The organism is Nocardioides abyssi (assembly GCF_030412915.1).
Classification (GTDB): domain Bacteria; phylum Actinomycetota; class Actinomycetes; order Propionibacteriales; family Nocardioidaceae; genus Nocardioides; species Nocardioides abyssi.
In genome coordinates this window covers 113441-125240 of the sequence record NZ_JAUHJR010000008.1, presented here as the reverse complement: position 1 = coordinate 125240, position 11800 = coordinate 113441, and the positions used below count along the sequence as shown (strand labels likewise).

Here is an 11800-nt window from a genome sequence, read left to right as displayed (position 1 = left end):
CGACCATGACCGACGAGACCAAGACCTGCCCGTTCTGCGCGGAGACCATCAAGGCCGCCGCCATCCGCTGCCGCTATTGCGGCTCCGACCTCGAGACCACCCCCTCGGCCGGCTGGTTGAGGAGGCGCGCCAGCGCCGTCTCGAAACCCGCCGCCGAGCCTGAGCCGCTGGTCGAGCAGCGAGCGCCAGCGAGCGTCGACGAGACCCCGCGAGCCGACAGCAAGCCGCACCGCCGCTGGCCCGTGGCGGTCCTGGCCGTGCTGGTCGTCGCGCTGGCCGTCGTCCTCGTCCGCATGCTCACCGTCGACGAGGGGACCGACGGCCCACCCGACGGCACGACCCCCCTCGCGGACGGCGTGGTCTTCGAGTCCGAGGGCGCGAAGTCGGCCGGGCTGAGCGCGGCGACGGAGGCGGCGGAGAAGGTGCTGTCCTACTCCGCGAAGACCCTCGACGCCGACATGGAGGCCGCGCTGCCGCTGCTCGCACCGAAGATGCAGACGGAGTACACCGAGACGCTCGAGGCGATCCGCGAGGACACCGAGCGCAACCAGGCGAAGGTCGAGGCCTCGGTCGTGGCGGCCTCGGCGATCTCGGCGAGCGAGCACGACGTCAAGGCGCTGCTGTTCGTCAACCAGGCGACGACGGGCAAGGGCAGCAAGCAGCCGCGGGCCGACCTCAACCGCGTGGTGGTCACCCTCCACCGCGACGCGGGGGACTGGGTCGTGACGGATCTCGACGCGCTCTGATAGAACTGTCCCGACCGAACCTAGAACACGTTCTAGTGGACCACCTCGGGCGGGAGGAGCAGGATCGCCGCCGTGACCGCGACCGCCAGCCCGACCAGCGCGCCCGCGCGCATCGAGACCGACCTGCTCGTGGTGGGTGCCGGCCCGACGGGGCTCTTCGCCACCTACTACGCCGGCTTCCGCGGGCACCGGGTCGCCGTCGTCGACTCGCTGCCCGAGCTCGGCGGCCAGGTCACCGCGATGTACCCGGAGAAGCTGATCCTCGACGTGGCCGGGTTCCCCGCCGTCAAGGGCCGCGACCTGGTCGCCGGACTGGTCGAGCAGGCCGCGACCGCCGACCCGGCGTACCTCCTCGGGCGCACCGCGACCACCCTCGAGCACGGTGACGACGGCGTGGTCGTGGGGCTCGACGACGGCACCGAGGTCGCCGCCGGCGCGGTGCTGGTGACCGCCGGCATCGGCAAGTTCAGCCCGCGGCCGCTGCCGGCGGGGGAGGGCTGGCTGGGCCGGGGGATGGAGTTCTTCGTCCCGAGCTTCGCGCCGTACGCCGGCAAGGACGTCGTCATCGTCGGCGGCGGCGACAGCGCCTTCGACTGGGCGCTGCACCTCGAGCCGGTCGCCCGCTCGGTGCGGCTGGTGCACCGCCGCGACGCGTTCCGCGCCCACGAGCGCACCGTCCAGCAGGTCCGCGACTCCTCCGTCGAGATCGTCACCCGCGCCGAGGTGACCGCGCTGCGCGGCGCCGAGCACCTCGAGGAGGTCGAGGTGACCGTCGACGGCGAGGCAACGACGTACCCCTGCCAGGCGCTCGTCGCCGCCCTCGGCTTCATCGCCGACCTCGGGCCGCTGCAGCAGTGGGGGATCGACGTGCACAAGCGGCACGTCGTCGTCGACCCCTCGATGCGCACCAACCTGCCGCGGGTCTTCGCCGCCGGCGACATCACCGAGTACCCCGGCAAGGTCCGGCTGATCGCCGTCGGCTTCGGCGAGGCCGCGACCGCCGTCAACAACGCGACCGTGGCGATCGACCCGACCGCCCACGTCTTCCCCGGCCACTCCAGTGAAGGGAGCTAGTCCATGAGCAGGATCAAGGTCGACTTCGACCTCTGCGAGTCGAACGCGCTGTGCGAGGCGATGGCCCCGCAGGTCTTCGAGCTCGACGACGACGACTACCTGCAGGTCAAGGCCGAGGAGACGACGCCCGAGACCGAGGGCGACGTCAAGCGCGCCGTCTCCGCGTGCCCGCGCGCGGCCATCTCCCTGGAGGACTGAAGCCCTGATGAGCACCACCTCAGACGACCTGTCGCTCGACGGCCGCGTCGCCGTCGTGACCGGCGCCGGCGCCGGCCTCGGGCGCGCCGAGGCGCTCGCCCTGGCCGCCGCGGGCGCGAAGGTCGTCCTCAACGACCTGCCCGGCGCTGCCGACGAGGCGGTCGAGGAGATCCGCTCGCGCGGCGGCGAGGCCGCCGTCGTCGAGGGCGACGTCTCCCAGCGGTCCACCGCCGACGCGATGGTCGCTGCCGCGGTCGACGGCTTCGGCTCGCTGGACATCGTGGTCAACAACGCCGGGATGACCCGCGACCGGATGCTGTTCAACATGTCCGACGAGGAGTGGGACGCGGTCATCGCCGTCCACCTGCGCGGCCACTTCCTGCTCTCGCGCAACGCTGCGGCGTACTGGCGTGGCAAGTCGAAGGAGACCGACGCCCCCGTCTACGGCCGGGTCGTCAACACCGCCAGCGAGGCGTTCCTCGGCGGGTCGCCGGGCCAGCCCAACTACGCCGCCGCCAAGGCCGGCATCGCCGCGCTGACGCTCTCGACCGCCCGCGGCCTCGGCCGCATCGGCGTGCGCGCCAACGCGATCTGCCCCCGCGCCCGCACCGCGATGACGGCGCAGGTCTTCGGCGAGGACACCTCGGGCGAGGCGGTCGACCCGTACTCACCCGACCACGTCGCGCCGTTGGTCGCCTACCTCGCCTCGCCCGCCGCGGAGGCGATCACCGGCCAGGTCTTCGTCGTGTACGGCGGGATGGTGGCGCTCGTCGCCGCGCCGGTCGTCGAGCAGCGCTTCGACGCCTCCGGCTCGGTCTGGGACCTCGAGGACCTCGCCAAGCAGGTCGGCGGCTACTTCGACGGTCGCGACCCGTCGGTGGGCTTCGCCGCCGACTCGATCATGCAGCTCACGGTCTGAGGGGGACGGTCATGGGACGACTCGCAGGGAAGGTCGCCATCGTCACCGGCGGCGCCATGGGCCAGGGCGCGGCGATCAGCCGCGCCTTCGTGGCCGAGGGGGCCGCAGTGGTCGTCGCCGACATCGCCAAGGACGCCGGCCAGGAGCTCGCCGACGAGCTCGCGGCGGCCGGCGGCCGCGCGCACTTCGCGCACCACGACGTCAGCGACGCCGCCTCCTGGGCGACGCTGGTGGAGGACACCGGCACCCGCTTCGGCCCGGTCTCGGTGCTCGCCAACAACGCCGGCCTGCTGCGGTTCGGCGAGATCGGCACCATGCCGCAGGACGACGTGGAGCTGCTGTTCCGCGTCAACCAGCTCGGCTGCTTCCTGGGCATGCAGGCGGTCACCGCGACCATGCGCGCCCACGGCGGCGGCTCGATCATCAACGCGTCGTCGGTCGAGGGTCTGGCCGGCATGCCCGGCTGCACGGCGTACGCCGCCACCAAGTGGGCGATCCGCGGCATGACCAAGTGCGCCGCGATGGAGCTCGGCCCCCAGGGGATCCGGGTCAACTCCGTCCACCCCGGCATGATCGACACCCCGATGACGCGCGTGCACGGCGGCGACGCCGCCATGGAGTACGGCGCCTCGAAGGTGCCGCTGCGCCGGGTCGGCCACCCGGAGGACATCGCCCCGCTGTACGTCTACCTCGCCTCCGACGAGTCGGCGTACGTCAACGGTGCCGAGATCGCCATCGACGGCGGCGTGACCTCCACGCACGCCTTCGGTGGCTGACCACTAGGTTCTGCGCCATGGCCAACCAGCGGTCCCAGGTCGTCATGTCCGACGACGAGGTGGACACCTTCCTCACCCAGCAGCGCAGCTCGACCGTCGCGACGATCGGCCCCAACGGGCAGGTCCACCTCGTGGCGATGTGGTACGCCTGGCTCGACGGCCACATCTGGCTGGAGACCAAGGCGAAGTCGCAGAAGGTCGTGAACCTGCGCCGCGACCCGCGGATGAGCTTCCTCGTCGAGTCCGGCCACACCTACGACCAGCTCCGCGGCGTCTCGCTCGAGGGCAACGGCGTCGTGATCGAGGACGAGCAGACCGTCTGGGACGTCTGCGTGAACGTCTTCGAGCGCTACAACGCGCCGTACACCGAGGAGCTCAAGCCCTTCGTGGAGCTGATGGCCAAGAACCGTGTCGTCGTCCGCCTCGACGTCGACCGCGTCCGCAGCTGGGACCACCGCAAGCTCGGCATGGCCCCCCTGGATCTCGGCGGCTCCACCGCCGAGTTCCTCGACTGACGTCTCCCCGACGGCTGGTTGAGGAAGGCGCGCTGGCGCCTGTCTCGAAACCCGCCCGGCTCCGGCTGGTTGAGGAAGGCGCGCTGGCGCCTGTCTCGAAACCCGCCGTGCTCCGGCTGGTTGAGGAAGGCGCCCTGGCGCCTGTCTCGAAACCCGCCCGGCTCCGGCTGGTTGAGGAAGGCGCTCTGGCGCCTGTCTCGAAACCTGCAGAGGAAGGCGCTGGCGCAACCTCCTCGCCGACCCGAGCTCCGTTGTCCACAGGCCGGCGTCGGCCCGCTGGACGGCGTACGGCCCTCGGACGATCGTCGATGCATGGCTTGGACCTACATCCTCCGATGCGCGGACGACAGCTACTACGTAGGCAGTACGACGGACCTCGAGCGGCGGGTCTGGGAGCACAACCGTGCCGACCACGGCGCGGCCGTCCGCACGCGGGCGCGTCGCCCGGTGGTGCTGGTGTGGTCGGCGGAGTTCGCGTTGATCAACGAGGCGTACGCGTTCGAGAAGCAGGTGCAGGGGTGGAGCCGGCGCAAGCGTGAGGCGCTCATCCGCGGTGAGCTGGAGGCGTTGCCCGGCCTCGCCAGCCGCGCGTGGTGCTACCGGCAGGAGCGGTGACCTGACCCGGCCCGGGTCGAGGCGCGGGCTGGTCCCGGCGGGTTTCGAGACGGTTGCTGGCGCAACCTCCTCAACCAGCCGGGGGCGCTGGCGCAGCCTCCTCAACCAACCGGACCGGACTGCCGGCGAGGAGTCAGATCAGTCGCGGAGGATGAGGTGGACGGCGCGCTCGATCTGGGCGCCGGTCTCGGCGGCGGTCATCCGGCCGGTGACCCAGCCGACGAGGGCGGCGAGCCAGACGTCGCCGATGATCCGGGTGATGGCGACGTCGTCCTCGGTGGGCTCGGACTTCCCGGGGTGCATGGCGCGGGTGAGCATCGTGCTCAGCAGCATGCCGACCTGGTGGATCTCGGCCTGGACCGAGGCGTCGGCGAACATGAACGCGCGGGTGAGGGCCTCGGTGAGGTGCGGGCTGCTCTGGAGGCCGCGGGTGGTGCCCTTGAGGACGTTGATGACCCGCTCGGAGGCGGTGTCGCCGGGGACGTCGACGTCGCGGCGGGCGGCCTCGGCGCGCTCGAACTCGCGGCCGAGGGCGCTGACGAGCAGGTGGATCTTGGAGGGGAAGTAGCGGTAGAGCGTGCCGAGGGCGACGTCGGCCTGGTCGGCGACGGCGCGCATCTGGACGGCGTCGAAGCCGCCCTTGGAGGCGAGGTCGATGGTGGCGTCGAGGATGCGCTTGCGGCGGTCGCGCTGGGCGGCGGAGCCGAGGTCCTCCACGCTGAGGGAGTTGGTCGCGCTCATTCGCTCGTGCCCCTGGGTGTCGATGCGGTCATGACGGAACCGGTGTCCCGCGTCGTGTGATCCGATGCGGACCCGACCGCCGGTATGTGGCACTAGGCTAGCCCCACGTGGTCCATGATAGGAACACGTTCCAGTTCGTCCGGCCCGGCGTGTCAAGCATCCGGATTGTGTCCGGATGTCGGCAACGGCACAGTCGAGAAAGGTCGTGACGCGTGCGGATCGCGATGCTGTCCTACCGGAGCGCTCCCCACACCGGAGGCCAGGGCATCTACCTGCGACACCTCACGCGGGAGCTGGCGAACCTCGGTCACGAGGTCGAGGTCTTCTCCGGCCAGCCCTACCCCGAGCTCGACCACCCCGAGGTGAGGCTGACGAAGGTGCCGAGCCTGGACCTCTACCGCCAGCCCGACCCGTTCCGGGTGCCGAAGCTGCGCGAGTTCCGCGACCGCATCGACGTCGAGGAGTTCCTCACGATGTGCGCGGCCGGCTTCCCCGAGCCGAAGACGTTCAGCTCGCGCGTCGCCCGGGTGCTGCGCGACCGGGTCGAGGACTTCGACATCGTCCACGACAACCAGGTGCTGGGCTACGGCATGCTCGAGATCGAGAAGATGGGGCTGCCGCTCGTCACGACGCTGCACCACCCGATCACCTTCGACCGGCGCATCGACATCGGCCAGACGAAGAACCCCTGGCGGAAGTTCACCCTGTGGCGTTGGTACGGCTTCCTGCGGATGCAGGCCAAGGTCGCCCGCGCCGCCCGCAAGATCCTGACCCCGTCCGAGGCGTCCAAGCGCGACATCGCCAAGGACTTCGGCGTCGACCCCGCCCGGATGCAGGTGATCCTGCTCGGCGTCGAGGACCTCTTCAAGCCGCCGACGAAGCCGCGCGTCGCGGGCCGGATCCTCGCCATGGCGAGCGCCGACGCCCCGATGAAGGGCATCGCGACGCTGCTCGAGGCCTTCGCCAAGCTGCGCACCGAGCGTGACGTCGAGCTGGTGCTCATCACCAAGCCCCGCCCGGGCGGCACGACCGAGAAGCTCATCGAGAAGCTCTCGATCGGCCACTGCGTCCGGTTCGTCAGCGGCGTGACCGACGAGGAGCTCGTCGACCTGATGGGCTCGGCCGAGGTCGCGTGCGTGCCCTCGCTCTACGAGGGCTTCTCGCTGCCGACGGCCGAGCTGATGGCCTGCGCGACCCCGCTGGTGGTCTCGCGCGCCGGCGCGATCCCCGAGGTGACCGGCCCCGACGGCGAGGCCGCCGACCTGGTCACGCCCGGCGACGTGGGGGAGCTGACGCAGGCGCTCGGCGCGCTGCTCGACGACCCCGAGCGCCGCGCGCGGATGGGTGCCGCGGGACGCAAGCGCGTCGAGGAGCTGTTCAGCTGGCGTGCCGTGGCGGTCAAGGTCGCCGCGGCGTACGAGGAAGTGATCGAGGACTACCGCCGCGAGCGCGCCGCGGGTCCGCAGGACGAGAGGAACAACCGTGCTCACCGTTGACTTCGACCGCCTGGGGCTGCGCCCCGGTGACCGGGTGCTGGACATGGGCTGCGGCGCGGGTCGCCACGCCTTCGAGATGTACCGCCGCGGTGCCGACGTCGTCGCCTTCGACATGGACGCCGACGAGCTGGCCAACGTCCGCGACCTCTTCGTCGCGATGAAGGAGGCCGGCGAGGTCCCCGCCGGCGCCGAGGCCGACGTCAAGGAGGGCAACGCCCTCCAGCTGCCGTTCGCCGACGGCGAGTTCGACCGCATCGTGGCCGCCGAGGTCCTCGAGCACATCTGGGAGGACGTCGACGCGATCAAGGAGCTGGTCCGGGTGCTGCGCCCCGGCGGCACGCTGGCGATCTCGGTGCCGCGCTGGCTGCCGGAGGTCATCAACTGGAAGCTCTCCGAGGAGTACCACAACGCCACCGGCGGGCACATTCGCATCTACACCGACCACGAGCTCGTCGACAAGGTCACCAAGGCCGGCCGGCCCAACGACGGCGAGCCCGGTGACGCGATGGTCTTCGAGGGCAAGGACTACGCCCACGGCCTGCACGCGCCGTACTGGTGGATCAAGTGCGCCGTCGGCGTCAACAACGACGACCACCCGCTCGCGAAGGCCTACCACAAGCTCCTGGTGTGGGAGATCATGAAGCAGCCGACCGCGCTCAAGGTCGCCGGCAAGGTCCTCGACCCGCTCATCGGCAAGAGCATGGTGCTCTACTTCCGCAAGCCGGTCACCGCCGACGTCCGTGGCGCGGGTGCCGATGTCTGAGCTCCTGCCGTACGTCGACGGGGTGCTGACCGCCTCGCAGGTCGCCGACACCGCCGCCTCGATCGCCGCGATGCAGGAGCCCTCGGGCGCCGTGCCGTGGACGACCGGTGAGCACGTCGACATCTGGAACCACGTCGAGGCCGCGATGGCGATGCTCGTCGGTGGCCAGGTCGAGGCGGCCGAGCGCGCCTACGCCTGGGTGCCGACGCTGCAGCGCGAGGACGGCTCGTGGCCGATGAAGATCGTCGGCGGCGAGGTCGAGGACGAGCGCGGCGAGGTCAACATGTCGGCGTACTTCGCCGTCGGCCTCTGGCACCACTGGTTGGTACGCCGCGACCACGCGTTCGTGGAGCGCTACTGGCCCAGCGTGCGCGCCGGCCTGGACTGGGTCGTCGGCCAGCAGCTGCCCTTCGGCGGCATCCGGTGGACCCCGACCGAGGAGGGCGCGCTCCTGGCCGGCTCCTCGAGCATCTACCAGTCGCTGCGCGCCGGTGTGGCGCTGGCCGACCTGCTCGACGACCCGCAGCCGGAGTGGGAGCTGGCCGGCGGCCGGCTCGGCCACGCGGTGCGCGAGCACCGGGACCTGTTCCTGGACAAGGCGACCTACTCCATGGACTGGTACTACCCGGTCCTCGGCGGCGCCGTCCGCGGCGAGGCCGCGGAGGAGCTGCTCGCGACCCGTTGGGACGACTTCGTCGTGCCGGGCCTCGGCATCCGCTGCGTCGACACCAATCCGTGGGTCACCGGCGCGGAGACCTGCGAGCTGGTGATGGCGCTCGACGCGATCGGCGACCACCGCCGCGCGCTGCAGCTGCTGGCCGACATGCAGCACCTGCGCGCGGAGGACGGCAGCTACTGGACCGGCTGGGTCTTCGGCGACGACGTCAACTGGCCCCACGAGTGGACGACCTACACCGCTGCCGCGGTGGTCCTGGCCGTCGACGCGCTCGGCGAGGTCGCCGGGCACAGCACGGCCGGGTCGGGAATCATGCGCGGCACCTCGCTGGCGCCGCACTTCACCGAGCTCGCGCTCGAGTGCGATTGCCCGCTCGCCGCCAGCGCCACCTGAGGTGTCAGGGCAGGCGGTCTCCCGGCTCTCCGACCGTCCGTCGTAGGACACGCAGGGAGCCCAGCGCCTCGACCTCCTCGAAGGCGCCGGACTCCAGCGCGCGCAGGAAGACGTGGTACGGCGCCTGGCCGCCGTCGGCGGGGTCCTTGAACACGTCGTGGATCACCAGCAGCCCGCCGACCTCGAGCCAGCGGGCCCAGCCGGTGTAGTCGTTCTGCGCGTGCTCCTCGGCGTGCCCGCCGTCGATGAAGAGCATCGACAGCGGGGTGCGCCAGTGGGTGGCGACCGTGGTGCTGCGGCCGATGACGGCGACGACCTGCTCCTCGAGTCCGGCGCGCTTGAGCGTGCGCCGGAAGGTGGGCAGCGTGTCCATCTCGCCGAACTCGTCGTCGACGAGCGTGGCGTCGTGGTGCTCCCAGCCGGCCTGGTTCTCCTCCGAGCCGCGGTGGTGGTCGACGGTGAAGACCACCGCCTGCGGGCCGCCGACCTCGCGCGCGGCCGCGCCGAGGTAGATCGCGGACTTGCCGCAGTAGGTCCCCACCTCCAGCGCCGGGCCGTGGGGGAGGCGCTCGAGGGCGACGCGGTGCAGCAGCATCCCCTCGTCCTCGGGCATGAAGCCCTTGGCGGCCAGGGCGTGGCCCAGCCAGTCCGTCGGCTGGTCGGAGGTGTGGTCGACCGTGTTCGTCACGGCGTCAGACTAGTAGGGTTGGAACACGTTCTAGTTTCACCCCTGGAGCCTCGCCGCCTGGAAGGACGCCCCCATGTCGATCGGTATCTCCGACGAGCACGTCGAGCTGGCCGGCAGCCTGCGCAAGTGGGCCGCGAGCCTCGACGGCCCCGCGGTGGTGCGGGCCGCGGAGCGTGAGGCGGCCGAGCCGTTCGCCGCGACCTGGCAGGCCGTGACCGAGATGGGCGTGGCGACCATCGGCCTGCCCGAGACGGCCGGCGGTGGCGGCGGGTCGGTGCTCGACCAGGCGGTCGCGCTCGAGGCGTGCGCCCACGAGATGGTGCCGGGCCCGCTGCTGGGCCCGGTCGTGGCCGCGGCCCTGCTGGCCGGCACCGAGGTCGCGGGCGCGCTCGGCGAGGGGTCGGTGGTCGGGGTCGCCCTCTCCGACCTGGTCTGGGACGTCCCGTCGGCGACCCACGTCCTCGTCGACGTCGGTGGTCCCGGTGGCGGGGAGGAGTGGCGGGTGCTGCCGGTCGCGGCGGTCACGACCACGCCCGGGACCGGGCTCGACCTGAGCCGACGCTACGGCGCGGTGGCGGTCGACGACGTGACGGCGGGGACGGCCGTGCCGGGCCTGACGCGCGAGCTGCTGCACCGCACGGTCGTGACGTACGCCGCCGCGGAGGCCGCGGGCCTCGCGCGGTGGTGCCTGGACACCGCCGTGGACTACGCCAAGGTCCGCGAGCAGTTCGGCCAGAAGATCGGCGCCTTCCAGGCGGTCAAGCACCTCTGCGCGCAGATGCTCGAGACCGCCGAGGCCGTCACCAGCGCGGCGTGGGACGTCGCCTCGGCGGCGTCGGGCCCGGAGGACCAGTGGGCCTTCGCGGCCGACGTCGCGGCGGTCACCTGCTTCGACGGCGCGGTGGAGGCCGCGAAGACCTGCATCCAGGTGCTCGGCGGCATCGGCTTCACCTTCGAGCACGACGCCCACCTCTACCTGCGGCGCGCGGTCGCCCTGCGCAGCCTGGTCGGCAGCACCGACGAGGCCGCCCGCCGGCTCACCGCCCGGGCGGTCGCCGGGACCCGGCGCCGGCTCGAGGTCGACCTCGAGGGCCGCGACGCGGCGGTGCGCGACGAGGTCCGCGCGACGGTCGAGCAGGTCGCGGCCCGGCCCGAGGAGGAGCGGCGGGCCGGCCTGGTGGACACCGGCTACCTGATGCCGCACTGGCCGGCGCCGTACGGCATCGGCGCCGACGCGGTGACCCAGATCGTCATCGACACCGAGCTCGCGCGGGCGGGCGTGACCCGGCCCGACATCGTCATCGCCGGGTGGGCGCTGCCGACGATCCTCGAGCACGGCACCGACGCCCAGCGCGAGCGGTTCGTCGAGCCGTCGCTGCGCGGGGAGCTGGTGTGGTGCCAGCTCTTCTCCGAGCCCGGCTCCGGCTCCGACCTGGCCTCGCTGCGCACGCGCGCCGAGAAGGTCGAGGGCGGGTGGCGGCTGACCGGCCAGAAGGTGTGGACCTCGGTCGCCGACCGCGCCGACTGGGGCATCTGCCTGGCGCGCACCGACCCCGACGCCCCACAGCACCAGGGCATCTCCTACTTCCTGGTCGACATGCGCTCGCCGGGCATCGACGTGCGGCCGCTGCGCGAGATCACCGGCGAGGCGCTCTTCAACGAGGTCTTCCTCGACGACGTCTTCGTGCCCGACGAGATGATGGTCGCCGGGCCGGGGGACGGGTGGCGGCTGGCGCGCACGACGCTCGCCAACGAGCGGGTCGCGATGGCCAGCAGCCGCCTGTCGAAGTCCACCGAGCGGGCCGTCCAGCTCGCGGCCGACGGCGTCTCGGTCGCCCAGGAGGTGCGGGTCGGCCAGGCGGTCGCGCTGTCGACGGTCTGCTCGCTGCTGGGTGTCCGGTCGACCCTGCGGTCGCTGGCCGGGCAGGGCCCCGGCCCGGAGTCGAGCGTCGCCAAGCTGCTCGGCGTCCGCAACCGCCAGGACGGCTCGGAGCTGGTCGTCTCGCTGCACGGCGACCGCGCGCTGACCGACGCTGACGACGTCCGCGCCGACGTCTGGGAGATGCTCAACACCCGGTGCCTGTCGATCGCCGGAGGCACCACCCAGGTGCTGCGCAACGTCGCCGGCGAGCGCATCCTGGGCCTGCCGCGCTGACCCGCTGAAGTCGCAGGTCAGAAGGGGTTTTCGGCCGATTCTTCT

13 protein-coding genes are annotated in these 11800 nt (G+C 72.1%); 11 read left to right on the top strand and 2 right to left on the bottom strand.

What is annotated here, in order from left to right:
• Positions 1–5: 5 nt before the first annotated feature.
• From QWY29_RS16755 to QWY29_RS16725, 7 genes are all read left to right on the top strand, one after another.
• Positions 6–746: a hypothetical protein gene (locus QWY29_RS16755; RefSeq protein WP_300962213.1), complete on the top strand. Its 741-nt coding sequence runs from the start codon at positions 6–8 to the stop codon at positions 744–746.
• A 72-nt stretch (positions 747–818) separates the two neighbouring features.
• A complete protein-coding gene (locus QWY29_RS16750) occupies positions 819–1820 on the top strand; it encodes an NAD(P)/FAD-dependent oxidoreductase (protein ID WP_300962212.1) in 1002 nt (333 codons plus the stop codon).
• A 3-nt stretch (positions 1821–1823) separates the two neighbouring features.
• Complete coding sequence (locus tag QWY29_RS16745) at positions 1824–2018, top strand: ferredoxin (protein WP_300962211.1); 195 nt, start codon at positions 1824–1826, stop codon at positions 2016–2018.
• 7 nt (positions 2019–2025) lie between these two features.
• Entirely contained in the window at positions 2026–2937 is a 912-nt protein-coding gene (locus QWY29_RS16740) for a 3-oxoacyl-ACP reductase (RefSeq protein ID WP_300962209.1), read from the top strand.
• Positions 2938–2948: 11 nt separating this feature from the next.
• Positions 2949–3713, top strand: a complete 765-nt coding sequence (locus tag QWY29_RS16735; protein ID WP_300962207.1) for an SDR family NAD(P)-dependent oxidoreductase — start codon at positions 2949–2951, stop codon at positions 3711–3713.
• Positions 3714–3730: 17 nt separating this feature from the next.
• A complete protein-coding gene (locus tag QWY29_RS16730; protein WP_300962206.1) occupies positions 3731–4228 on the top strand; it encodes a TIGR03618 family F420-dependent PPOX class oxidoreductase in 498 nt (165 codons plus the stop codon).
• Between the two features lie 312 nt (positions 4229–4540).
• Positions 4541–4843 (top strand): GIY-YIG nuclease family protein, encoded by a 303-nt coding sequence (locus QWY29_RS16725; RefSeq protein ID WP_300962204.1) that lies wholly within the window; start codon positions 4541–4543, stop codon positions 4841–4843.
• A gap of 138 nt (positions 4844–4981) precedes the next feature.
• On the opposite strand, the gene QWY29_RS16720 is transcribed toward QWY29_RS16725, so the two are convergent.
• Entirely contained in the window at positions 4982–5584 is a 603-nt protein-coding gene (locus tag QWY29_RS16720) for a TetR family transcriptional regulator (protein WP_300962202.1), read from the bottom strand.
• 212 nt (positions 5585–5796) lie between these two features.
• Here QWY29_RS16720 and QWY29_RS16715 point away from each other — a divergent pair, with 212 nt between their 5' ends.
• The 3 genes from QWY29_RS16715 to QWY29_RS16705 are packed head-to-tail and all read left to right on the top strand — an operon-like array spanning position 5797 to position 8912.
• Complete coding sequence (locus QWY29_RS16715) at positions 5797–7080, top strand: glycosyltransferase family 4 protein (protein ID WP_300962201.1); 1284 nt, start codon at positions 5797–5799, stop codon at positions 7078–7080.
• Positions 7067–7843 carry a class I SAM-dependent methyltransferase gene (locus QWY29_RS16710; RefSeq protein ID WP_300962198.1) on the top strand — a complete coding sequence of 259 codons (777 nt, stop codon included), beginning with the start codon at positions 7067–7069 and terminating at the stop codon, positions 7841–7843. The genes QWY29_RS16715 and QWY29_RS16710 overlap by 14 nt, the downstream gene beginning before the upstream one ends.
• On the top strand, positions 7836–8912 hold the full coding sequence (locus QWY29_RS16705) for a prenyltransferase (RefSeq protein ID WP_300962196.1): 1077 nt from the start codon (positions 7836–7838) through the stop codon (positions 8910–8912). Before QWY29_RS16710 ends, QWY29_RS16705 begins: the two co-directional genes overlap by 8 nt.
• A 4-nt stretch (positions 8913–8916) precedes the next feature.
• On the opposite strand, the gene QWY29_RS16700 is transcribed toward QWY29_RS16705, so the two are convergent.
• Positions 8917–9600 (bottom strand): class I SAM-dependent methyltransferase, encoded by a 684-nt coding sequence (locus QWY29_RS16700; protein ID WP_300962194.1) that lies wholly within the window; start codon positions 9598–9600, stop codon positions 8917–8919.
• Between the two features lie 73 nt (positions 9601–9673).
• Here QWY29_RS16700 and QWY29_RS16695 point away from each other — a divergent pair, with 73 nt between their 5' ends.
• Positions 9674–11755, top strand: coding sequence for an acyl-CoA dehydrogenase family protein (locus QWY29_RS16695; RefSeq protein WP_300962193.1), 2082 nt, complete (start codon positions 9674–9676; stop codon positions 11753–11755).
• The last annotated feature ends 45 nt before the right edge of the window (positions 11756–11800 follow it).

What these genes read in the sequence shown, in the direction of transcription:
- QWY29_RS16695 (WP_300962193.1), top strand. Translation starts at nt 9,674, where the DNA reads ATGTCGATCGGTATCTCCGACGAGCACGTCGAGCTGGCCGGCAGCCTG.
- QWY29_RS16725 (WP_300962204.1), top strand. Translation starts at nt 4,541, where the DNA reads ATGGCTTGGACCTACATCCTCCGATGCGCGGACGACAGCTACTACGTA.
- QWY29_RS16705 (WP_300962196.1), top strand. Translation starts at nt 7,836, where the DNA reads ATGTCTGAGCTCCTGCCGTACGTCGACGGGGTGCTGACCGCCTCGCAG.
- QWY29_RS16730 (WP_300962206.1), top strand. Translation starts at nt 3,731, where the DNA reads ATGGCCAACCAGCGGTCCCAGGTCGTCATGTCCGACGACGAGGTGGAC.
- QWY29_RS16740 (WP_300962209.1), top strand. Translation starts at nt 2,026, where the DNA reads ATGAGCACCACCTCAGACGACCTGTCGCTCGACGGCCGCGTCGCCGTC.
- QWY29_RS16720 (WP_300962202.1), bottom strand. Translation starts at nt 5,584, where the DNA reads ATGAGCGCGACCAACTCCCTCAGCGTGGAGGACCTCGGCTCCGCCGCC.
- QWY29_RS16735 (WP_300962207.1), top strand. Translation starts at nt 2,949, where the DNA reads ATGGGACGACTCGCAGGGAAGGTCGCCATCGTCACCGGCGGCGCCATG.
- QWY29_RS16745 (WP_300962211.1), top strand. Translation starts at nt 1,824, where the DNA reads ATGAGCAGGATCAAGGTCGACTTCGACCTCTGCGAGTCGAACGCGCTG.
- QWY29_RS16755 (WP_300962213.1), top strand. Translation starts at nt 6, where the DNA reads ATGACCGACGAGACCAAGACCTGCCCGTTCTGCGCGGAGACCATCAAG.